Origin of the sequence: Mahella sp., assembly GCF_020054945.1 — a bacterium.
Classification (GTDB): Bacteria; Bacillota; Clostridia; order Mahellales; family Mahellaceae; genus Mahella.
In genome coordinates, this window is record NZ_JAIHAU010000021.1 from 1 (window position 1) to 24,050 (window position 24,050).

Annotated in this window: 22 protein-coding genes; 2 read left to right on the top strand and 20 right to left on the bottom strand. The window is 44.5% G+C overall.

Going from position 1 to position 24,050, the window contains the following annotated elements:
- Positions 1–121: 121 nt before the first annotated feature.
- The 7 genes from JG770_RS05740 to JG770_RS05770 all read right to left on the bottom strand — a co-directional run bounded on the left by JG770_RS05740 (position 122) and on the right by JG770_RS05770 (position 6,728).
- Positions 122–334 carry a hypothetical protein gene (locus tag JG770_RS05740; RefSeq protein WP_291956360.1) on the bottom strand — a complete coding sequence of 71 codons (213 nt, stop codon included), beginning with the start codon at positions 332–334 and terminating at the stop codon, positions 122–124.
- A gap of 522 nt (positions 335–856) precedes the next feature.
- A protein-coding gene (locus JG770_RS05745) for an IS3 family transposase (RefSeq protein ID WP_291956362.1) occupies positions 857–2,133 on the bottom strand; the annotation gives its coding sequence in 2 pieces (ribosomal slippage) (positions 857–1,827 and positions 1,827–2,133; 1,278 coding nt in all).
- A gap of 111 nt (positions 2,134–2,244) precedes the next feature.
- Entirely contained in the window at positions 2,245–2,889 is a 645-nt protein-coding gene (locus JG770_RS05750) for an amino acid ABC transporter permease (protein ID WP_291956363.1), read from the bottom strand.
- Positions 2,890–2,900: 11 nt separating this feature from the next.
- Positions 2,901–3,611 carry an amino acid ABC transporter substrate-binding protein gene (locus JG770_RS05755; protein ID WP_363320935.1) on the bottom strand — a complete coding sequence of 237 codons (711 nt, stop codon included), beginning with the start codon at positions 3,609–3,611 and terminating at the stop codon, positions 2,901–2,903.
- Between the two features lie 227 nt (positions 3,612–3,838).
- Positions 3,839–5,497, bottom strand: coding sequence for an FAD-dependent oxidoreductase (locus JG770_RS05760; RefSeq protein ID WP_291956368.1), 1,659 nt, complete (start codon positions 5,495–5,497; stop codon positions 3,839–3,841).
- A 17-nt stretch (positions 5,498–5,514) separates the two neighbouring features.
- Positions 5,515–5,736 (bottom strand): hypothetical protein, encoded by a 222-nt coding sequence (locus JG770_RS05765; RefSeq protein WP_291956371.1) that lies wholly within the window; start codon positions 5,734–5,736, stop codon positions 5,515–5,517.
- A gap of 116 nt (positions 5,737–5,852) precedes the next feature.
- Positions 5,853–6,728, bottom strand: a complete 876-nt coding sequence (locus JG770_RS05770; RefSeq protein ID WP_291956373.1) for a helix-turn-helix domain-containing protein — start codon at positions 6,726–6,728, stop codon at positions 5,853–5,855.
- A 154-nt stretch (positions 6,729–6,882) separates the two neighbouring features.
- Between JG770_RS05770 and JG770_RS05775 the strand changes: the two genes are divergently transcribed.
- Positions 6,883–8,370 carry an alpha-glucosidase/alpha-galactosidase gene (locus tag JG770_RS05775; RefSeq protein WP_291956376.1) on the top strand — a complete coding sequence of 496 codons (1,488 nt, stop codon included), beginning with the start codon at positions 6,883–6,885 and terminating at the stop codon, positions 8,368–8,370.
- Positions 8,371–8,480: 110 nt separating this feature from the next.
- Here JG770_RS05775 and JG770_RS05780 read toward each other — a convergent pair whose 3' ends face one another.
- The 11 genes from JG770_RS05780 to JG770_RS05830 all read right to left on the bottom strand — a co-directional run bounded on the left by JG770_RS05780 (position 8,481) and on the right by JG770_RS05830 (position 19,389).
- Positions 8,481–9,728: a SufD family Fe-S cluster assembly protein gene (locus JG770_RS05780; protein WP_291956380.1), complete on the bottom strand. Its 1,248-nt coding sequence runs from the start codon at positions 9,726–9,728 to the stop codon at positions 8,481–8,483.
- Positions 9,719–10,447, bottom strand: coding sequence for an ABC transporter ATP-binding protein (locus tag JG770_RS05785; protein WP_291956383.1), 729 nt, complete (start codon positions 10,445–10,447; stop codon positions 9,719–9,721). Before JG770_RS05785 ends, JG770_RS05780 begins: the two co-directional genes overlap by 10 nt.
- Positions 10,448–10,533: 86 nt before the next feature.
- Complete coding sequence (locus JG770_RS05790; RefSeq protein WP_291956386.1) at positions 10,534–11,055, bottom strand: ferritin family protein; 522 nt, start codon at positions 11,053–11,055, stop codon at positions 10,534–10,536.
- A 22-nt stretch (positions 11,056–11,077) separates the two neighbouring features.
- Complete coding sequence (locus tag JG770_RS05795) at positions 11,078–12,559, bottom strand: fucose isomerase (protein ID WP_291956416.1); 1,482 nt, start codon at positions 12,557–12,559, stop codon at positions 11,078–11,080.
- Between the two features lie 177 nt (positions 12,560–12,736).
- Positions 12,737–13,492, bottom strand: a complete 756-nt coding sequence (locus JG770_RS05800; protein ID WP_291956389.1) for a GntR family transcriptional regulator — start codon at positions 13,490–13,492, stop codon at positions 12,737–12,739.
- A 7-nt stretch (positions 13,493–13,499) separates the two neighbouring features.
- On the bottom strand, positions 13,500–14,351 hold the full coding sequence (locus JG770_RS05805) for a sugar phosphate isomerase/epimerase family protein (RefSeq protein ID WP_291956391.1): 852 nt from the start codon (positions 14,349–14,351) through the stop codon (positions 13,500–13,502).
- A gap of 15 nt (positions 14,352–14,366) precedes the next feature.
- Positions 14,367–15,425, bottom strand: coding sequence for a Gfo/Idh/MocA family oxidoreductase (locus JG770_RS05810; protein ID WP_291956395.1), 1,059 nt, complete (start codon positions 15,423–15,425; stop codon positions 14,367–14,369).
- Between the two features lie 70 nt (positions 15,426–15,495).
- The gene (gene nagB / locus JG770_RS05815; RefSeq protein WP_291956397.1) at positions 15,496–16,254 is read right to left on the bottom strand and encodes a glucosamine-6-phosphate deaminase; all 759 of its coding nucleotides are present in this window, start codon (positions 16,252–16,254) and stop codon (positions 15,496–15,498) included.
- Between the two features lie 142 nt (positions 16,255–16,396).
- Positions 16,397–16,777, bottom strand: a complete 381-nt coding sequence (locus tag JG770_RS05820) for a desulfoferrodoxin (RefSeq protein ID WP_291956399.1) — start codon at positions 16,775–16,777, stop codon at positions 16,397–16,399.
- Between the two features lie 17 nt (positions 16,778–16,794).
- The gene (gene rbr / locus JG770_RS05825; RefSeq protein WP_291956401.1) at positions 16,795–17,328 is read right to left on the bottom strand and encodes a rubrerythrin; all 534 of its coding nucleotides are present in this window, start codon (positions 17,326–17,328) and stop codon (positions 16,795–16,797) included.
- Positions 17,329–17,412: 84 nt separating this feature from the next.
- Positions 17,413–19,389: a beta-galactosidase gene (locus JG770_RS05830; protein ID WP_291956404.1), complete on the bottom strand. Its 1,977-nt coding sequence runs from the start codon at positions 19,387–19,389 to the stop codon at positions 17,413–17,415.
- A 149-nt stretch (positions 19,390–19,538) separates the two neighbouring features.
- Here JG770_RS05830 and JG770_RS05835 point away from each other — a divergent pair, with 149 nt between their 5' ends.
- The gene (locus JG770_RS05835) at positions 19,539–20,618 is read left to right on the top strand and encodes a Gfo/Idh/MocA family oxidoreductase (RefSeq protein WP_291956407.1); all 1,080 of its coding nucleotides are present in this window, start codon (positions 19,539–19,541) and stop codon (positions 20,616–20,618) included.
- 26 nt (positions 20,619–20,644) lie between these two features.
- On the opposite strand, the gene JG770_RS05840 is transcribed toward JG770_RS05835, so the two are convergent.
- A complete protein-coding gene (locus JG770_RS05840; protein ID WP_291956410.1) occupies positions 20,645–22,900 on the bottom strand; it encodes a glycoside hydrolase family 3 N-terminal domain-containing protein in 2,256 nt (751 codons plus the stop codon).
- A gap of 98 nt (positions 22,901–22,998) precedes the next feature.
- Positions 22,999–23,889, bottom strand: a complete 891-nt coding sequence (locus JG770_RS05845; protein WP_291956413.1) for an AraC family transcriptional regulator — start codon at positions 23,887–23,889, stop codon at positions 22,999–23,001.
- Between the last annotated feature and the right edge of the window lie 161 nt (positions 23,890–24,050).

The following is a 24,050-nucleotide window of genomic DNA, read 5'->3' on the forward strand; positions in this document are numbered from 1 at the left end:
TTTTGACATCACTTTACGCTATCGACACCTCATCAGCGGTTCACTTGCGTTCATCTTCATAGAACCCACATGCCCATTTCATATGGACTTTTCCTTCGTTGCTCACTACCATAGCTTTTAACTACAGCAGCAGAAGGCTGTTTGGCAGGTCTGCCTGACCAGTCCCTGCCGGAGGGTCTTCCTCCATCTTTGGTGCAGCTTTCGCAGCACACCAGAACCGTATATGCAGTTTTCCCGCATACGGTTCTTCTAACACACATGTACTAGTGTACCTTTCGCTTATCAAGTCCAGATATTTACTGCAATCTTCGGTAGTTTGATGTAGTACTCTCACATCTGTTGGAAATCACTCCGTTCGATTAAATGCTTTTGCCTTCGGGCTTGCAATACTCGAATGAATGTCTCTTTGACGTATGCGAAGAGTACTTTCGGAAACCTCGAAAGCGCTTAAAATCTCTGTTAAAGGTTCGATTGTTTATGTCTTACATCCAACATTCACCATATATATCCCTTTCCTTCCGGTTAATTATTCTCTGCAACTGATTTATGTATTTTGTCCAGTTCAAAAAATTTTCTTTATACTTTTACCTATTATATCCCACATATAAATGTATCCTCTTCCTGTTAGGCTCTATTACGAAAGCTGTATGGCCTCTGTTGAGAATCTATTAAATTCCCAGTAGGTTTTCAAGAACCTTAATATAATCTAAATCGTTCTATATTATAGTTATATATTATATATTCGCCATTTATTTTATAATTCCTTCTTTTTTTTAAATTTTTTCTCTACCCTCTTGACATATCACCGAGTACTTTCGGAAACTCCGAAAGCGGCTTGACCCCCTAATTCCGGAGATCATGCACTGAATTCTTTGATTTTCACACCATTGCTCATGAATGCTTCATAAAACTTATTTGGAGCCATATATTTTATGCTCCCATGCCTCCTTCTCTCGTTATAGTATCTCATGTACTCATCTATAACGCCATATGCTTCCATAAAACTCTCAAACTCATACCGGCTATAACACTCATATTCTAGTATCGAGTGAAATGATTCTATATGCGCATTCATATTAGGCGTCTTTACTGGTATTCTCTCATGTATGATATCCAGCCCTTCTACCGTATCATTGAACAGCTTAGAAACAAATTGCGGGCCATTATCTGTCCTTATCTTTGGCAGATTGGTACAATCGTTAAGCCCTCTTACCGCTAACGCGTTTCTTAGCATCCTACAAGCATCTTTGGCTGTGCATGATAATCCCACGTAATAATCTATTATTGACCGGTCATATACATCTATAACCGATAATTGAAAGAAAAACCGATCTTCTCCTGCTATATATCCATATTTTATATCCATTTCCCATAGCTGATTTGAAGCGTTTACTGTGTCCATTTTAGCTAAATGCCTGGGATGCCTGGATGCTATTACCCTCTGCGGCCTCAATATCCCCATTTCATCACATAATCTATACACTTTTTTGTGATTAACCGCTATATTGTAATCCCTATTTAATGACATCGCAAGCTTGCGATAACCATACGGATAGCCATCAGAACATATTAGTTCACTTAAACGCTCTTTTATTTCTTCATCTGATATTTTGCGGCCATCATAAGTAAAAGAATAACCCGGTACAGGCCTGCCATGATGATTACTCTTATCCTCTTGGACTTCTCCTTTATCCTTTTGCTCTCTATTTTGTCTGTTTATGTTCTCATAATAAGTGGATGGTGCTAAACCGACAAAGTTCAGTACAAGGCTTGCCTTATACCCCTTGGAAATCCACTTCTCAGCCACTTTTACTTTGCCGGTTACCGAGGGTTTACTGTATCCCTCAAATCTCTTAGAATGGCAAGCTCAAGTTCTTTTTCACCAAGCAGTTTTTTTAATTGGATGTTTTCTTGGCTTATGGTTTCTAAGCGCTTTTCAGCTTCTGATAGCCTCTTATTTTGATTTTTAGGTAATGGTTTAATAGAACCCCTCTTTTTAGCAGCATAAGTCCAACCGTATATTGTTTTAGGAGATAAATTATGCCTGCGGGCTACCATAGCGACATTGCCAACTTCCTCACATTCTTTTACTATTTGCTCTTTAAATTCCTCACTATATCGTTTTTGTGTCATAATTATCTGCGCCTCTCAACGCTTATTTACATGTTATCATAGTTAATTGTCCAATTATTAGCCCAGGTTCCCATGCTTCTTGTCTCTTTCAACTGTCAAAGATGGAATTCTTTATCCATCATAAACCGAATATCGGGCTTCAAGGCGTCTGAATGCCGCGACCACCACCGATGTCATCAAGAGATATAGTACGGCCGCTATAATAAAAGCCGTTATGTTGAAATCCCGCGTAACTACTTGTTTAGCAGCCCTCAGCAAATCCCCCATGCCTATAACCGATACCAGCGCGGTATCCTTTATAAGCGATATAAACTCATTGGACACCGGCGGCAGCACCCTCTTTATGGTTTGAGGCAATATGATATGGCGCATCATCTGGCCATATGTCATGCCCAGTGCTCTGGATGCCTCTATCTGTCCGATATCTATGGATTGCATACCCGCTCTGAATATCTCTGCCAGGTAAGCAGCGTAATTTATAACCATGGCCAGCGACGCCGCAGTAAAGCTATCGAATTTTATGCCAAAGGTAGGCAAGCCGTAATATACGAAAAATATCTGCAACATGAGAGGCGTTCCCCGGAAAATCCATGTATATAAATACAGCAGTTTGCTCAAAGGCTTAAATTTGGATATTTCGCCCATAGCTACCAAAAAACCCAAAGGGGTAGCCAGCACGGCAGTGATGAAAAACAACTCTACCGTAGTCAGGCTACCCTGTAGTATAAACCAAGTAATATTTAATATATAATCCATGGCTTTTCGTGCTATTTAAGCACTATATCCTCTCCAAACCACTTTTTGGATATCTCGCTTGCTGTACCATCAGCTTTCATCTCATCCATAACCTTATTGAGCTGTTCCAGAAAGGCTATATCCGATTTACGCACGCCGATACCATACTGCTCTTCGCCGAAATTATCTTCCAATATATCATATTCATCAGGTTTTTTGGTCATGTAGTACCTGCCGAGGATCTCATCCACCACCACAGCATCTAAGCGTCCGGCCGACAGGTCCATCAATGCGGTAGCGTTATCCTGGAAACGTCTGATCTCTTTTAATGAATCAGCCGTTTTTTTATCTGCGGTTAGCGCTTCATCGCTGCTGCTGTTCATCTGGACACCGACCACCTTGTCGGCGAGATCCTCTTTGCCTTTTATAGGCGAGCCTTTCTTTATCATTATGATCTGCCTATTGCTCATATATGGTTTAGTGAAATTGATCTCTTTTTCTCTGCTTTCGGTTATGGTCAATCCGTTCCATATAACATCTATATCGCCGTTGTTCAGGCTCATGATGATGCCGTCCCATTCCACCGGCTTAAATTCCACGTCCACGCCCATGCGTTTGGCCGCCTCTTTTGCCAAATCAATGTCAAAACCCACTATTTCGCCTTTTTCATCCCTGAATCCCATCGGCGCAAAGGTATCGTCCAAACCCACCACAAACTTGCCGGCTTGTTTTATCTTATCCATCGAATCGTCCGTCGCCCCACCTGTGTTGGTACTTGTGCTGCAAGCTGCAAATACCATAGTAAGTATAACAGCTATCATCAACAGCCATAATGTTGATTTTTTCATTAAAAGCTCATCCTCCTGCATAATATTTTATTTAACATTAGCTATTATACTTTATCGTGGTAAACTTGTAAAGCGCGTGAACTACATCGCTACTAAATTGGCGATGATTCCCATCGTATTCTCTAAAATCGCTCCTTCTGCACCTTATAGTTGTTGTATCCGCCCGATAGGTTATACACCTCTTTAAAACCCATCTGCAGCAATACATTCTGCGCAGCGTTGCCCGTCACGCCGTTGTTACAATAGGTAACGACGGGTATGCTCTTGTCAAGTTTGTCGGCTTCGTGGCGAAGATCCGCAAGCGGTATATTTACAGCGCCTTCGATATGCCCTTCCTCATACGCCTCGGGCTCTCTGGTATCTATAATCGTTATAGGTTCCCCGGCCATCTGGCGCTGTATCAGTTGGTCGGGTGTCATAAGAGGGCGCTGGCGTTTTAGTATACCCTCCAGTATCATCCCGGTATACATGACCGGATCTTTTGTCGTGGAAAATGGCGGCGCATATGCCAGATCGAGATGGAATAAATCCTCCGCCTTTGCTCCAAACGTTATAGCCGTCACAAAAACATCTATGCGCTTGTCCACACCGCGAAGTCCCACTATCTGAGCGCCCATGATTTTATGCGTCGCCTTATCGGCCACCGCTTTTATAACCATTCTCGCGCTGTCCGGGTAATAATCGGCATGATCGTATTTTGTATTATGGCACACCACGACATCATAGCCCTGTGCTACGGCTTCTTTTTCGGATAAGCCCGTTTGCGCCACCGCCATATCAAATATCTTGAATATGCCGGTACCCAATACGCCGCGGAATTCGAGATCGCCTCCGGTCATCTGATCGCCGGCTATGCGCCCCATTTTGTTGGCCGTTGAGCCGAGCGGACGGTACAAGGGTTTTCCGTTTATCACCGAAAATGCCTCGGCGCAGTCCCCTGCAGCGTATATATCCGGTACATTTGTACGCATGCGCGTATCGACCGCTATAGCACCGGTAGGGCCTAGCGCTACGCCTGCTCTTTTAGCCAGCTCAACCTCAGGCCTTATACCTATGGCCATGATGACCATATCGGTTTCAATCTCAATGCCATCGGCAATGCGCACCCTATCGACCATGTCCTGACCGGACAGCCCTTCTACCGCATGGCCGAGATACAGCTTTACACCGTTTCGCTCAAGATGCTGTTGGACATATATGGCCATATCGGGGTCCATCGGCGTCATCACCTGCGACGCCATATCGGCCAAATCCACCGCTATGCCTCGGCGCACAAGATTTTCGGCCATCTCCAGCCCGATAAAACCACCTCCTATTATGACGGCGCGTCTAGGCTGTTTCTCTTGAATGAATTCGTTTATAGCATCGGCATTGGCAACATTTCTCAACGGAAATACGTTGGGTTTATCTATGCCGGGTATGGGCGGCATGATAGGATGCGCGCCGGTGGCTATGAGCAACTTGTCGTATCTATCCTCGAATCGCTCATTGGTGACCATATTCACTATACTCAAAGTCTTAGCCGCAGGATTTATGTCGGTAACCGAATGTCCGGTAAATACGTCGATATTATACCGCTGTTTGAAGAAGGCCTCATCGCGTGGCGTAAGCTTAGCGCGCTCCTTGACCACCCCACCTATGTAATAGGGCAGTCCGCATCCGGAATACGATATGTCCTTATCCTTCTCATATATGACTATCTCGGCGCTTTCATCATTGCGCCTCGCTTTAGCCGCAGCCGATGTGCCGGCCGCCACGGAACCTATGACTACTATTCTCAAGATTTTACCCTCCATATCTATTTATTCTTTCCTTCGAAAAACGACAACACCAATGAGACCACCGACAGAATTATGGCGGCATACAGCCAACCGCGATTATTATCCACCGGACAAACACCCGGTGGCAGACTTCGGTACGCCATATATAACGAAAACAATGCATATGCCGCAACCACCATAGCCAGTATAAAGAATATGTTGCTTATAATCCTGACTATATTATGTTTTATAGAAACCACTCCTTATTATACAAAATCAATATGGGCGATAATAATTATCAGATACTATTTATTATATACCAAATATAGCTATAGCACAAGTCACATAAATAGTGATGATCTGCGATTTTACCATTTCAAACATTGGATTTCCGGCGAAATTCGCTCGGTGAAAGGCCTGTATATTTTTTAAATAAATAAGAGAAATATTGCCGGCTGTTTATGCCTACCATAAGACACAAATCGGTCAAAGGAATGTCTGTTTTTCGCAGCAATAGTTTGGCCTTATCTATGCGCAATTTGTTGAGATGTTCCATGGGAGTATGGCCGATAGCCTGCTTAAATATCTTTTGGAAGTATCTCGTGCTTATACTCAAAGCCACAGCTATGTCATCTATCGAAATGTCCTCCGAATAATGCCTGCGCATATAATCTAAACTTTTATTAACATATACATTAGCCGAGCTATGATCAGCTATTTGGTCGGCACAATATATTCGCGACATTTTGAGCATGAGTTCCAATACCATAAGGGGTAAAAGAAGATTTTTGCTTGCATCATCAGACTCCAACTCCCGAAGGATATCCCAAACAGTCACATAAAGTGTCTCGGAATCGCTTAAATGGAAAAATTCATTGTCGCTACTCAAGAACTTTCTTATCTCATCAGATAATGTCCATAGATCGCTTATAGAACATAGCACATCATCGCTTGGACAAAATATAAATTCCATATTAGCCACATGGCAGTTCCTGCCCCTCTTTACATACAAGCGATGAGGTATGTCGCCGTTTATCAGCACGAATTCTCCCGCCGATAATGTCAAGCTATGCTCCATTATAGAGATCGTACATTTGCCCTTGCTAACATACATGAGTTCTATGCTTCTATGTTGATGCATTGGCATATCAAAGCCCTGTACAAATTCTACATCGTAATAATTTTGGAAATTAGGTACAACTTTTATATTATGCAATAACTCGTTATATAGATCATAAATCGATGCTGCCATAATCAATCACCTCAGCACTTACTAGTTGATATTATTATATCACATGACGCAATTTATTGCTTTTGATTTATCTAAAAGGACGCTATATCTTAAATCCGTCGATAGTGCCTTTGATATAATGAAACAAAGACAAATTATTGGTAGGAGAGTTTTTATGGCTTTTAAGGTAGCTTTTATCGGTGCCGGCAGTATCGGCTTTACACGCGGGCTTTTGCGCGATCTCTTATCGGTGCCGGAGTTTAACGATGTACAAATCGCTTTTACTGACATAAACCAGCGCAATCTCGATATGGTAACGCAATTATGCCGGAGGGATATAATTGAGAACGGATGCAAAGCCACTCTCACAGCCACGCTGGATCGCCGCGAGGCATTAAAAGATGCCAAGTATGTATTCAATGTGGTGCGTATAGGTGGATTGGAAGCCTTTCAGATGGATATAGACATACCGCTCAAATACGGTATAGACCAGTGCGTAGGCGATACCCTGTGCGCCGGCGGCATCATGTACGGCCAGCGCGGCATACCGGCCGTATTGGATTTCTGCAAGGACATACGAGATGTCAGCGCGCCGGATTGCTTATTGCTCAATTACGCCAATCCCAATGCCATGATAACATGGGCTTGCAACAAATATGGAGGTGTAAAAACCATCGGTTTGTGCCACGGCGTTCAAGGCGGACATCAGCAGATAGCCGAGGTACTCGGCCTGAAACCCGAAGAGGTCGACATCATATGTGCCGGTATAAACCACATGACCTGGTACATACAGGTCAAACATAGAGGGGAAGATATGACAGGCAAGCTGCTGGAAGCATTCGAAAAACACCCCGTATATAGCAAAACCGAGAAGGTCCGCATTGATATACTGCGCAGATTTGGGTATTACAGCACCGAATCCAACGGCCATTTAAGCGAATATGTGCCATGGTATCGCAAGAGACCGGATGAGATAAAGGATTGGATTGACTTAAGCAGTTGGATCAATGGTGAAACCGGCGGATATCTACGCGTATGCACGGAAGGGCGCAATTGGTTTGAGACCGATTTCCCCAATTGGCTAAAAGAGCCTCCGCTAGTATATGATCAATCTCACCGCAGCAAAGAGCACGGCTCTTATATAATAGAAGGTCTGGAAACCGGACGCACCTATCGCGGCCATTTTAATGTGGTCAACCACAATACCATCACCAATCTGCCTACTGATGCAATAGTGGAGGTACCGGGCTACGTAGATTACAACGGCATAAATATACCGCGTATAGGCGATCTGCCGCTCGGATGTGCGGCCATGTGCAACTCTAACATATCAGTGCAACGCATGGCTGTAGAAGCAGCGGTACACGGCGACGACATGCTATTGCGTCAGGCCATGCTGATGGATCCATTGGTCGGCGCCGTATGCAATCCACCCGAGGTATGGCAGCTGGTGGATGAAATGTTGGTGGCTGAGGCACAATGGCTACCACAGTACAAAGAAGCTATAGATAAGGCCAAGCAAAGGCTCTCATCCGGCAATCTGATAAAAACGAAGGATTACCGTGGCGCAGCTAGGCTTAAAGTAAAAACAGTAGAGGAAATGGCCCAAGACCGTAAGGCCGCCACTAAAAATGCCGCCGCTGCTGACAAGGCCGCTAAATAAGGTTCTTTAAACCAACAGTGATTCTTATGCAAACGATCCTTCATGGTCCGTTTAAACATATAGCTGCACGGGCAAGCGTGCAGCTATTACAAAAATGAAAGGGGTGTTTATCACATGCTTTCTTTCTGGGTAGCCTCTATCATCTCGGATATATAGTCTTCTAACATCTTTGGCAGCCCCAGTATCTTGACATCCATAAAACCTCTGGTTATGAGCGATATGGCCTCATCTTTTGTAAGGCCGCGCGACATGAGGTACTCCACTTCCTCCTCTGCTATCGGGCCTATAGCTGCTTCATGCGAGAGGTAGCTGCCCGTGGCCTCGGATAAAAGCTCGGGTACCGCATACATCATACCGTACGGCGACATCAATATGCCGCGGCAATCCAAATGAGCGCGGCTGTCATCCTGTTTGGATTCCAACGCGCCGCGCGCGTATATCTTGGAGCTATCATTGACGATGGCCCTGGATATGGCCTGCCCCGATGAACCTTCGCCCTCCAGTATTATACGTGAGCCGACATCTATACTTGAATCCTCCAGACCATACAGCAGTGAGTTAAAGGCCGCCACAGAGTTTTTACCCACCAGCCTGGCTGATGGGAAGGATTGTATCGAACGCACGGGTTTTAGCAAAACATAATTGTTTATAAAGACGCCGTTATCGCCCACTACTGCCGCGGAACGCGGGCGGACATGAAACTCCGGCGCCCAGTTGTGTATCATTGTAAATGTCAATTTGGCATCCTTTTCGACAAAGAATTCCGATATACCGAGGTGCAGCCCATTTTCCACTTTAGGCGCCAGAGAGCACCCTGTGATAACCTGCGCATCGGCCCCTTCTTCCACTACGATGATGTTGTGCACATTCTGCACTCTGGCATTTTCCTGAAGCATAAGGCATGATTGTATAGGTTTGTCGACCTTTTGGCCGGCAAAAACGCGTATAAAGTAACCGTGTGCGCTATGCAGTTCGGAAAAAGCCGTATATTTATCCTGATCCACCTTTGCGGCACGCCACCAATATTTTTCGCGGATCTCGGGGTATTTTGCCATGGCATCGTTTATGTCCATTATCTCCAGCTTATCACCATAGGCCTTTTGTATATTCCTGTATATGACCGTATGATCCAGTTGCATAAAGCTTCCTGAACGATTAGCCTCTGTAGGATCTATGCCTGATGCTATGGCAGCCTCTTGAATCTCGCGCGGGAGCTTGGATAGCTCGTCCACGGTCTCGCTTTCATCGGGTTCCTCAAAAATCGAAAGGTCTATATCCTCGCCATAAGTTGCCTTTTTATCCAGCGCTTTTACAGCCCTTTCTTTCAATTCGTCTTCATATCTCAGCTCTATTGACATTGCTCGCACCTCCCAAAGCCATGCAAGCGGACCTCATCGAATATATCCCTCGCGCCTCCGCTGCACACTATCCTGCCATCCATAAGTATATGGCCTTTATCGGCGTTCACATACTCTAGTATATAGCCCGTATGCGTCACTATAATGCCGGATACCTTGCGGCCTTTTACTTTATCTTTATGCAACAGTTCGTTTATCATATTGCCTATAAGCGATATGTTGTCCATATCCACGCCTGACTCGGGCTCATCCAGCAACACCATCTCCGGATTCTGGCATATAAGCTGTAACAGTTCGGAGCGTTTCAACTCGCCTCCTGAAAAACCGTAGTTTAAATCGCGGTCCATATGCTCTTCAAGGTTCAATCTCTCCGCCACGGCGGCGACGGCTACATTATTGCCTCTCGCATGTGCTGCTATATCAGCTATCTGGGCCAGCTTCACGCCGCGCACAGCCGGCGGCTTCTGAAACATCATGCCTATGCCGAGCCTGGCCCTCTCATCGAGGGTCATATGCGTTATATCGCGATCCTTAAAAATTATCCGCCCATGGGTCACTTCATATCTCGGCATGCCCAGTATACTCATCAAAAGGGTGGTTTTCCCACCGCCATTGGGGCCGAGCAGTATATGCGTCTCACCCTCGTCGGCTTGAAGGTCTATACCTTTTAATATAGGTTTCCCATCTACCGATACATGTAAATTCTCTATTTTTAACATTTTTATCATTCCTTTATAAAGATACAAATATCCTAAAGGGCATCTTATCAGGGTATCGATCAGATAAGATGCCCTTGCCTTATTTTTCAGCTTTCCGGGAAGAAGAAAGCGTTCATGTCAGACCAGCTTCTTTTCATCATCTGCTGATAACGATCATGGAAGAACCGTTTGTGCCCCTCTTCCCATTGTTTCAGCGTATCGAGAAGCTTTTTGGCTCCTTCATCGTCTACCTCTTTCTCTGCCGCTGAGTAAAATTCCACAAAGTCGCTCTCTATCGAATACGCCATACGTATTACGGCAAGATCGGACATATCGTCATCGCCCTCCGCCTCAGGCAACTGTTGAGCTTGGTTGCCGAATATCGACGGATGCTTTATATATTTATTGGTATCGACCACCCATGATATAACTTTGAGTTCGGAAGAACCGTATATCTCATCGTATTTATCCTGAAGCATTTGATGGTGGCCGTCCTCCATCTCCGCCAATTGTTCGAATATTTTTTTGGTACTCGGATTGGTTACCTGCTCTTTATAATACGTATAAAAATTTTGGCCTTGTTTTTCTAAACGTATGGCAAAACTCAATATCCTTTGCATCTTATCCATTTGCAATCATCTCCTTAAAGTTTTATTTAAAAGGATTCTCATCCTCATATAATACGGTGGATGGTTGATTTAGCCCTATATCATCAACACCCAGCATCTTCATAGCCGCAAACAATACCTTGCCGGTATGTTTAAAGGCTACGCCCGCGTGATGCGGATAACGCTTAGCTATCAACACATGCCTGTAGAAACGCCCCATCTCTCTGACGGCAAATACACCTATACTGCCGAACGACTTGGGATCCACATCTATAACTTCGCCTTGAGCGATGTAAGTCCTAAGTTGGCAATCAGCCGTGCTTTGCAGTCTAAACAGCGTGATTTCCCCGGGCCTTATCGTACCCTCCAATGTGCCGCGCGTGATATCGGGCTCCTTGTTCGGCTCCAGCGTTCGATGCATTATGAGCTGATACCTCATCGATGCGTTCACCATGCACCCTTTGTTGGTATTGCCGCAATGGAAGCCCATGAACAAATCTGTGGGCTTATAGCCTTCGAACTTGCTCTTATTATGCTCATACATATCTTTGGGCACAGTATTATTTATATCCAGCAACGTAGGCGGCATCTGCGTAGCACAGGTTATGATATACTCGCTCAAAGCGCCATATATATCAGTCTCACATGCTACGGGTATGCCCTGACCCGTAAGTCTGGAATTTACATAACACGGTACAAAACCGAACTGCGTCTGGAAAGCCGGCCAGCATTTGTTGGCAAACGCGGCATATTTCGACGCTCCCATATGATTATCCATCCAATCCCTCAGGGTCAGCTCATATTGTGCTAATTTAGGCAAAATACCGGGATAATTATTGCCGCCACCAAGCTCTTCCTGCATATCCTTTACCACATCAGGTATCCTGGGATCATCGGCATGTTTATTAAATGATTCAAAAAGATCGAGCTCCGAATTTTCCATTATTTCGGCACCGAGGTCGTAAAGCGGTTTTATAGGCGCATTACACGCCAGGAAGTCTTGCGGTCTTGGACCAAAACCGAATATTTTAAGGTTTGATACCCCTATAACGACCCGTGCTATATCCACAAAGTCAGCTATCATATCGGCTACTTCATCGGCTGTGCCGACCGGATATTCCGGTATGTAAGGATTAAGGTTGCGCAAACCTATGTTATAGGATGCGTTGAGCATACCGCAGTAAGCATCACCTCGGCCATCAAAGAGATCATTTTCGGTTTCCTCGGCGGCCGCCGCAAACATGACAGGTCCGTTGAATCTTTGTGCCAGCATTGTTTCAGGGCCTTCCGGACCGAAATTGCCCAAATATACAACCAATGCATTTACATCGGCCGCTTTTATCTCATCTAGTGCTTTAAGCACATCGATCTCGTTTTCTACAGTAGTATTTATCTCTACTATATCTATGCCCTTAGCAGTACATGATTGTACTACCGCACTCCTTCGCCTCTGACTGAGTTCTATAGGAAAGCAGTCTCTACTTACAGCTACGATACCCAGCTTTACATCAGGTACATTATTCATCAAAAATATACCTCCCTTTCAAAGTATCTTCGTTATATTATATCACAGCCAAGCCATATAGTACATATATTTAAATCATCCATAAGTTACCACGGCCTCGGTTTTACAGTAAAAAATCATTTTAAAAAACCCCGTAAACCGCAAAATCAAAGGCTTATCGGGATTATTTTTATCAACTCAGCGTTTTAATTCCAAGTAAAATTTATATCTATCGCCGCGATAATAAGAGCGCACATATTCTATCGGCACGTCGCATTCATCGTATACAACGCCGATAACCATTATCACAGGCGCTCCCTCCTCTATCCCAAGCATAGATGCGATATAGCTGTCGGCCAATGCAGCCTCCAATGTCTCTTTAGCCGCCAATGGATGTACGCCGAATTGCTGCTCCAATATATCATATAAGGAACAGTGCTCGAGGTCGGCCTTCTCCAATGCATAAAATCTTTTATAGCTGAAGTAAGAGACCTCAAACACCATAGGAATGCCGTCGGCAAAACGCAAACGCTCTATTTTCAGCGCCGGTTCTCCGTCTTCCAAATGCAATGCTCTGCGCACATGACTTATATCCTGATATACCACCTTGATATCCATGGTTTTTGCTCCGGCTTGCATACCGCGTTTGTGCATATCCTCGCTGAAACTTGACAATTGCATTATCGGTTGATCCAGCTTAGGTTCAGCCACAAAAGTACCCTTGCCGCGCAGACGATATAGCACGCCTTCCTTAACCAATTCGGATATGGCTTGTCGTACGGTCATGCGGCTCACGCCATATTCATCGCATAATTCGCGCTCCGATGGGACTTGCATGCCCGGTTTTAAGCTCCCCGCCTCTACAAGAGTCCTCATATGTTCCTTTATTTGATAGTATATCGGTATCGGCGATTCTTTATCTATATCACTTATATCGATTAAATCTATGAACAATCACCTCTTATATACCCAACCCCTTCAGGAATTCTACCGCCTGACGTATATCGGCTTCGGGATCGGCGCCGGTCTCACGTTCTATAGTAAAGAAACCTTCATACCATATATCATTCAGCGCTTTTACGTATGCCGGAAAATCCACCATGCCCTGTCCCAACGGCACCTCTTCAAAATAATCGCCGATACGGAAATCCTCTATGCCCCCATCAGCGAAAAAGCCGTATATGATCTCAGGATCGGTTTTTTTCTTCATTATACCATCTTTGGCATGTGTATGAACTATGTAGTCTTTTAAATTATACACGCCCTGCACAGGATCATCTCCCGTAACCATTACCAGATTGGCAGGGTCATAATTTACGCGAACGCCGCGGCTATGCAAGCTATCCAAAAAGTGCTTCAATGTTTCGGTTTTCTCCGGTCCCGTCTCAATAGCAAAATACGCGCCCACTTGATCTCCATACTCTCCCAATTGTTCGCAAGCCTCTTGCAATATCTTGTATCTGTCGTGATCTGGATCAGACGGTACCACGCCTATATGGGTGGTCACCACATTTGTTTCTAAATCTCTCGCCAGATCCATTATACGTTTTGAGCGCTCTATCCTTGCAGGATTATCTTCTTTTATGGCAAAGCCATGCCCCCCCATATCGCCGCACAGTGCCGAAACCTTAAGACCGTTGCCTTTTATATAGTCCAAAAGTTCATGCCGTGCAGAGAGCGATAAATTTTCCGGAGCCATTTCTCCTGATACCGCATAAATCTGTATGGCGGCAGCACCTACTTCATATGCTTTCTTTATACCTTCGCGCACGCCCAGGCGGAAGGAATCCACCATTACACCTATCCTATTCATAATACGTTTGCCTCCTCACTTGATTATAACCTCATGGCCAGTTCCGGCCGATTCATATATTGCATCCAATATTTTCATCAGCTCCACACCATCTTCGCCGGGATTCAAACACGGTGTACCGTTGGTTACGCAATCTACAAAGTGCGCTATCTCCTTATCAAATATGGGCTGAAAGTCATTTTGATTAACATCTATGAAAGGCTTTGTATCCGTCAGTACGTCGTTGCGTTCCGAATATATCTCAAATTCGGGTTCCATGGTAACGCCGGCCTTGCTGCCGTATAATTCCAAATAAAGCTTGTCGCGCTTTATATGCTGCGTCCAGCTATTTTCCACTATAAGCGTAGCCCCGTTGTCAAAACGCACAAAACCTGCCGCAAGGTCCTCCACATCGTTATAATCGCTGTAATCAGCCGATTTGTACTGTTGTATGCCTATTATATTCGAACGCGGCCCTACCAAATCATAGGTTGAACCCATTGCCAGCACCGCTTTGGGCTTATCCATCAGATAGCGCACCAAATCGATCATATGCACTCCAAGATCGATAAGCGGTCCGCCGCCCGAGCGCTTTTTATCAGAGAACCAGCCGCCAGGATTGCCTACGCGGCGTAAGCAGCCTGTCTTAGCATAATATATCTGTCCCATATCGCCGTTATCTATCATGCGCTTTAATATCTGCGTATTAAGTCCAAAGCGCCTTACAAAACCGACCATGAGAAGTTTACCGGCGTCTTTTGCAGTATCTACCATCTGCTGCGCCTGTATGGCATTCAACGCCAACGGTTTTTCGCATAATACATTCTTGCCGGCTTTAAGGGCTGCTATGGTAGCCGGAGCATGTACGTTATTCCAAGTGCATACGCTGACGGCATCCAAGTCCTCCTGTTTTAACATCTCATTATAGTCGGCATACGTATGAGGAATGTTATAATACTGTGCAAACTGTTTTGCTCTCTCTTCATTTATGTCGCAGTTGGCCACCACCTCAACATTGTCCAGTTTCTTATAGCCGGCCATATGCGTATGGCTTATGCTTCCATTGCCTATTATACCTACTTTAACCCTCTTCATCGTTGCTGTCCCCGCGCTCTCGCGCAGAGGACAATCCTCCTCTCGTTTTAATCTGCTTATATTATATAATCTAAGCTACAAAGCTGCAATCAAAATAATCTTTAGGCATAGATGACGCCGCTTGCCTATCCAGAATCACCGTAAGCTGAGGATGCAATTGCAATACCGAAGCCGGAACTTGTGGCGTTATGGGGCCTGTCAACGCTTTAGCAACCATATCAGCTTTGGCCTCTCCTGAGGCCATCAATATTATAGACCGGCTTTGCATGATGTTCTTTATGCCCATGGTAACCGCCTGTTTGGGCACGTCCTCTATAGAACCAAAAAATCCGGCATTGGCCGCTCTGGTAGTTTCGGTAAGATCGACCACATGCGTAGTCGTCCCAAACGGTGTGCCAGGCTCGTTAAAGCCTATATGCCCGTTTAATCCTATACCTAATATCTGCAGGTCTATTCCCCCATGCTCTTTTATGGCACAATCATAGCTTTTGCACTCCGCTCGCATATCATGCGCCATACCATCGGGTATATGCACGTTTTGAGGTAATATATCTACATGCTTAAAAAGATATTCATACATAAAGCGGCGAAATGATGCCGGATGAGAAGGTTCGATACCCACATATTCATCGAGATTAAACGTCACAACCGATTTGAAACTTATAATACCGCGTTCATACATTTGTACAAGATACCGGTATAGCTCTATCATCGTACCGCCCGTCGCCAATCCTAATGTAGTATCCGGGTATTTTATCAACCGATCCTCTATTATCTCCGCCGCACGATATGCCATTTCATCCTTTGTGTCGGCCACATATATCCTCATGTAACCCCTCCTTCCTCTGTCATATAGTTGTATAGTGGTCTATACCACTATTATAAAACAATCCTTTGTAAAAAGCAAGCGGGACCGTAAAATAAATCATAAAAAAGGGCCTATACGGCCCATTTTCTAAAGATAATCCTTATTAAGATTTCCACAATCCGTGGACATTGCAGTATTCGCGCGCTTGCAGATCGTCACCCTGCACGGCAAAGAAAGCTTCCGGTTTATCGCCTGGTTTCAGGAATTTTCTATAAGAAGCCCCGTCAACTATAAGCTCGATCCATTCGATATAGTGCTCGGGCAACATAGGATGCGGTACGCTCCCTACTTTGACCAATACGCCGTCAGCCGTTTTCTCTATTACCGGCACGTGTTTCTCGGTCGCCGCATCGGCCGTCTTTTCTTCCAACAATTCCATAGGCTTGCCGCAGCATACCAACGTGCCGCCGCCAACATGCAATACCTCTACGATATTACCGCATACCGAACATTTATAGACCTCTTTAGTATTTTTAACGCTCATTTTTCATACCTCCATTATTAAAAATTATCGCACAAAAGTTCAAAGAAAGACTGTGGATGTTTGCAAGCCGGACATACCTTCGGTGCTTCGGCACCTTCGTATATATATCCGCAGTTACGACATTTCCATTTGGTGGGACCGGCTTTGACAAAGACCTCGCCATTCTCCACGTTTTTAAGTAAGGCATTGTAACGCTCGTTGTGATGTTTCTCAACTTTGGCTACTTCGTGAAAGAACTCCGCTATGTCGTCAAAACCCTCTTCGCGGGCTACTTTTTCAAAACCCGGATACATATCGGTCCATTCATAGTTTTCGCCTGCAGCAGCCGCCTTTAAGTTATCAGCCGTATTGCCTATGCCATTTAAGAAACGAAATATGCGTTTGGCATGTTCCTTTTCGTTGCCGGCTGTTTCTTCAAAGATGCCTGCTATCTGCTCATAACCCTCCTTTGCCGCCTGGCTGGCAAAATACGTATACTTATTGCGTGCCTGCGATTCACCTGCAAAAGCCGCCCAAAGATTTGCTTCTGTTTTGCTACCTTTTAACTCCATCGTTTCATACCTCCGTTATTAAATTAAATTTGTTTGTTTAACCAAATTATATCACGCGCGCGAATGATTATCAAGAGATATTTATTATTTTATCTCTAGCACAGCCACATCACCAGCAGTTATATCGATCGATGAACTTACCTGACGACCCGAAATAAGTTCAACACCACGAGGTACAGTTATGGTTACATCGTGATCGTTATGATTAAGTATGAAAGCATATGCTGCATTCTCCTTATAGCGCGCAGATATCTCTACTCCCTTCGGCGGAACAATCAGCGGCTTTATGTGGGCATTTTGCAACATACCTGTCAAGAGGCTATCGTAGAATTCTTCATCGTCAAAGCACGTACCTATATAATATACAACACCATCGCCATGATGGTTTACAGTGGCTGCCGCATACTCGTCTATACCTGTTTCTTCATAGCGCACCAGCGCCGTGGCTTTTTCAGGTATAATCCAATCAGCAAATACGCTGCAGCTATATCGTTTATCGCCACAAACCACACGATAGCCGGTACGGTTATTTAAGGCTTCGTATTCCTCTATACGTATACCAGCCATGTCTTTTAAAAATCCCGGTAGTACCATATCATATGGCACATTCTCCACATCCTTAACACCGCTTCTGAAAGTTAATACAACAGTGCCGCCGTTTCTGGCAAAATCGTCGAGCTTGTCCGCAATATAATCGGTCATTATATAAGCTGTAGGTACTATCAAAAGTTTATAGCCGGATATATCGTCGGCGTCTAAGTTAACAAAATCAATGTTTATGCCTTGTTTAATCAAGGCCTTATAATACCTCATCATATGATCCACATAATTAAAAGCATTGCTATTTGGTTGTATGCGAAACGCCCATCTGTCATGGTATGACAAGGCTATGGCTACATCAGCCTTTATTTGCGATCCTTCTATTTGAGGAGCAAGTTTTTGAAACTCATAGGCCACTTGAGCCGCTTCCCGATAGCGACGGTTGGGCTGACCGTCATGCTGCAGCAGACCGTGCCAGTATTGTTCCTGACCATAACGGCTGGTACGCCAGCGGAACCACATAAGCCCATCAGCTCCGTGCGCCACGGCCTGATAATTCATACGTCTCATTTCTTTAGGTCTCAAGTTGCGGTCGTATATAGATGCGCCTGTCGGACCAGCGCTGGTCTCCATAATCCAGAAATTCTTATGCTTGAGGCTGCGCATTAAATCATGCGAGGCTGAGCCTCGTCTATACGACGCCATTCTGTCATCCCATGTCGAGCCATAGTTGTAATAATAATCCCATGACACAAAGTCCAGATCACTGGCTAATTTATAATAATCGAGGTTGTCGTAGAATCCCATAAAGTTATGAGTGATGAATTGATGTGGGCAAACTTCCCTTAATATATCGATCTGCTCTTTCTGAAATGAAACCACCTGATCGGAATAAAAGCGCATATAATCGAGTTCCAGACTAGGGTTGCTGGGCATGCGCCGCGGCAGCGGTACTTCGTCAAAGCTACGATAGCTATGGCTCCAGAACACCGTCCCCCAACTCTCGTTTAATTTATCTACGCTACCAAAACGTTCTTTCAACCAATCGTGCCATGCTGCTTTGCACGTATCGCAATAGCAATTGGGCTCACCGAATTCGTTATCGGTCTGCCATCCTATCACAGCCGGGTTATTCCTATAATGCTCAGCCATGGTACGCGTTATACGCTGGCTAAGCAATCTGTAAGATAAGCTGCTAGGACAGTTATCCTTGCGCGCGCCATATGGTATTTTATGACCATTTCTATCAGTGGCCACTGCATCCGGATATTTCAATGCCACCCACGCCGGCATGGAACCAGTCGGCGTACCCAATATAACGCTTATGCCATGATTATGTAGAATATCTATAGCCTTATCCAACCATGAAAAATCATATACGCCTTCTATAGGCTCCATCTTTATCCAAGCAAATTCAGCCAAACGCACAGCATTTATACCTGCCTCCTGCATCATCTCGGCATCGATCTGCCAGCGTTCTTCCGGCCAATGCTCGGGATAATAGTCAACACCTACATACATAAAAGCACCCCTCCATAAAACTTATATATTCTAATGGGATGATACTACAAATCCTGTACTATAGCAAGAAAGAAAATTGAACTTGCTTATTATCCATTTGCGTTATACAATATAAAACGTAAAATCAAAACTTGGAGGTTTTATTATTTATGGAAAAAGTAAAGGTGGGTATCATTGGAGTCGGCGGTATTGCCAACGGCAAACATATGCCGAGTCTATCCGCTTTAAGCAACGTTGAGATGGTAGCCTTTTGCGATCTCATTGAAGAAAGAGCTTTAGAAGGCGCAAAAAAATATGGCGTACCCGGCGCCAAGGTATTTACGGATTACAAGGATCTGCTGGCTATGGATGATATAGACGTGGTTCACGTATGCACGCCTAACAATGCCCATGCTCCTATAACTATAGCGGCATTAGAGGCAGGCAAGCACGTAATGTGCGAAAAGCCTATGGCCAAAAATTCCGATGAGGCCAGAGCTATGCTGGAAGCTGCTAAAAGGACCGGCAAAAAGCTAACCATAGGTTACCAGAACCGTTTCAGATCCGACTCTTTATACTTGAAGAAGATGTGCGAAAATGGCGAGTTAGGTGATATATATTTTGCCAAAGCCCTGGCTATACGCAGGCGTGCAGTTCCCACATGGGGCGTGTTCCTGGATGAGGAAAAGCAGGGGGGCGGCCCACTGATAGATATAGGCACCCATTCGCTGGACTTGACACTCTGGATGATGGATAATTATAAGCCGGTCATGGCCGTAGGCACTACATATCACAAACTGGGCAGCAAAGAGAACGCTGCTAATGCCTGGGGTTCATGGGATCCTAAAAAATTCACTGTGGAAGATTCAGCTTTCGGCTTTATAACATTTGAAAATGGGGCTACAGTGATATTGGAATCCAGCTGGGCTCTCAATACATTGCAAACCGGCGAGGCCATGACAGTGCTTTGCGGTACCGAGGCCGGCGCTGATATGCTGGATGGTCTGCGCATAAACGGCGATAAATACAGCAAAACCTATGTATTCAAGCCTGAACTCGGTGGCAAGGGCGTAGATTTCTATGAAGGGGAAAGCATTACCCCGGCGGGACTTGAGGCCAAGATGTGGATCGATAGCGTAATAAACAATACCGAGCCATTGGTTAAACCCGAACAGGCATTGGTTGTAACCGAAATATTAGAAGCCATATATAAGTCAGCAGCCACAGGAAAACCGATATATTTTAAGTAAAAAAGGGGCTTTATGCCCCTTTTTATTTATTGTACGGAAACATCGGCAAAGAATCTGCGTTCAGTCATTACCTCTCTTTTTAAGCCGCCTATTTCAAAACTCCCTTCCAGCCTTATGTCATCGGATGAGCTTCCTATCATTACCTTAAATGTACCCGGTTCAACGACCAGCCTCATGTCCTTATCATGAAAAGCCAATTGGTCGGCATACAATGTAAATGTAATCTCTTTGGTTTGGCCCGGCTGAAGGTTTACGCGTTTGAAACCTCTCAGTTCCTTAACAGGCCGAACGATGCTAGATACTTCATCGCGTATATAAAGTTGCACCACCTCGTCGCCGGCCATCTGCCCGGCATTAGTCACCTTAAAGTTTATATCCACTTTACTCGCTGACGTCGTTACAGCAGGCGTTATGTTGAGATCGCTATATCCGAACGTCGTATAGCTCATGCCGTATCCAAATGCAAAAGCCGGTTTAGTCTCGGTAGACAAATAATTTATATAAGAAGCTGGTTTCAGATTATAGTTTATGGGTATCTGCCCCACTTCGCACGGCAACGATATCGGCAATCTACCCGCCGGATTATAATCTCCAAATAATACGTCGGCTACCGCGTTACCACCTTCTTCGCCGGGATACCATGCCTCTATAAGTGCCGAGGCGTTATCGGCCAACTCCTTTGCGGCAAATGCCCTGCCATTTATGAGCACAACTATTACTGGCTTACCGGTATCTTTTATGGCTTTTATAAGCTGCATTTGAACGCCAGGCAGCGTTATATCGGTTCTATCATCGTTCTCGCCAGATGTACCTTTACCGAATATACCGGAGTTATCCCCCACCACCACTACGGCTGCATCCGCAGTTTTGGCGGCATCGACGGCTTCAGCAAATCCATCAGTAGATGAATCTACAATATCGCATCCCTTGGCATATGTTATACAGCAGCTCTCGGGCACTTTATTTTTGATGCCTTCCAACACCGTGACTATATGTACCGATGCTTTATCATATGAGCGGTGTGCCATAAATGCATAGTCTCCCAGCATATTGCGCGCATTATCGGCATTTGGCCCTATCACCGCTATAGACCCCATATCCTTACTTAAAGGCAATACATTATCATTTTTCAAAAGCACTATAGACTTGCGAGCTATATCGCGAGACAGCTCCCTTTGTTCAGGTGTTTCAAACAAGCCAGATACGCTGTCAACGTCTACGTATACATCGTCGAAAAGACCAAGCTCAAATTTAGCCGTTAAAACGCGTTCTACCGATTCATTTATCGTAGCCTCGGATATCATACCCTCTTTTACAGCATCTATTAGCGGTTGACCATAGCAGTCCATTTTAGGCAGTTCTATATCTATGCCTGCTTCCAATGCCTGAATCGCAGCCTCTTTTTTATCTTTAGCTGTAAAATGAACCTTCCTCAATCGATCTATGGCGTCGTAATCCGATACCACTATACCGTCAAATCTGAAATGCCCTCGCAAAATATCGGTCAGCAGCTCGCGCGATGCCGCACACGGTATACCATCTATATCATGATAGGCATTCATGACCGATTTAGCATTGGCCTCCCGCACCGCTGCTTCAAATGGGAAAAGGAATATATCCCAAAATTCTCTCGGCCCTATATGAACAGGTGCGCAGTTGCGACCGCCTTCGGAAAAGCTGTGGCCGGCAAAATGTTTCAGCGTGGCAAATACGCCTTTGGTTAAATCCTCACCCTGCAAGCCGCGCACATAAGACGTAGCCATGCTGGCCACGAGATAAGGATCCTCGCCAAATGTCTCTTCTACCCTGCCCCATCTTGGATCCCGGGCGACATCCAGTACCGGCGAAAGCCCCTGATGAGCGCCTGTCGCCCTCATCTGTTGCCTTATAACCCTTGTCATAGTTTCTATGGCCTCGATATCCCATGTGCTGGCCAGCCCTATAGCCTGCGGAAATACAGTAGCGCCGTCAGCCATAAAACCGCTTAAACATTCCTCGTGTACCATGGCCGGTATGCCTAATCTTGTATTCTCTTTCAAGTATTTTTGTATTATATTGGCCAATTCCGCAGCATGTTTCGGCGATGTATCGACTTTGGCCGGATCACCAAGCCCTCCGGCCACACGGGTTATCTGACCTATGCCGTTGGCAAGAAGTTGCTCGAGTTTTGCATCAGATAGCCGTTCACCACTATCATCTAATAAATCCTCTATCGGAACCGCGTTGAGCTGCGCTATCTTCTCTTCCAACGTCATTTTAGAAATGAGTTGTTTAATTTGCATATACAAGAAAATCCTCCTCTTGAACTCATTTTTAGTACAATTCATTGCAATAGTATTATATAAAAATACGGTCTGCAAATCTCGCCAATAATTGCTCATCACTTCTCATATATTGCTTTCTTATAAGCTGTAGGAGAACAACCTCTTAATTGTTTGAATACCCTATTAAATGTTTTCACACTGTTAAAACCACATCTAAAGGCCACCTCGGATATGCTGCTATCGTTTTTTCTCAAAAATTCTTCTGCCTTCCGTATTCGAAAATCCCTCAAATAATGTCCAAAAGTCATACCGGTCACACCTTTAAAAAAACGGGGGAAATAAAATACGCTGTAATTGACACTCGTAGAAATATCCTCTAAATTTATTTCGCTCTCATAATGCTCTTCCACATATTGAAATATTTTTTTTAATACTTCGAGTTGCAATAGCTGCTTAGTTCTTTCTTCTAATGAGTACCTTTCCAAGGGAACATAACGCAGTATAACTACCGCAAGATCGTACAATCGTGCTTTAACGGCCATATGATAGCCAGTTCGTTTACTCTGATATTCATTTATTAGGAGGATTATTTGCTTTTCAATCTCATGATAAACACACTCAATACTATTGCCGATGATTTTTTGTTTTCGGCTAATCAATGGATTTATAAATCTGCTACCGCTAATAACGTCAGAATACATGTCCAGTAAAGATAGCCCAAATTGAATAACTACTTCCTTATTCGATTGGCCGTTATGCAAAAAATAATGTATGTCCCCACTGTTAATAAAAAGTATATCTCTGGCGTTTAAAGTATATATTTCATTGTTCAGCCCTATTTGCATGCTCCCTTCGAGCATATAAACCATCTCTACTTCTTGATGCCAATGAGCTCCAAATTTTAAATCCTGGTCTATCCATAAACTAAATGGAAAGTCTAGATTCATAAAACGTTTTTGATGGAGTATAGACATATTTCCGGCTTCCTCTCTTATCCCAGCGTCCACGATAAATTACCGCAGGGGGCTCGCTACTTTAGTGGCGAGAGGAATGCGGCATTTCTCCTTTATGTTAAATATTTGATATTCATATCCATCGTTTCTCTGTAACAACTTTAAATACTTCGGGTGTACGTCAAAGCCGTTTAGTTTGAAACTCGGTCGATGGC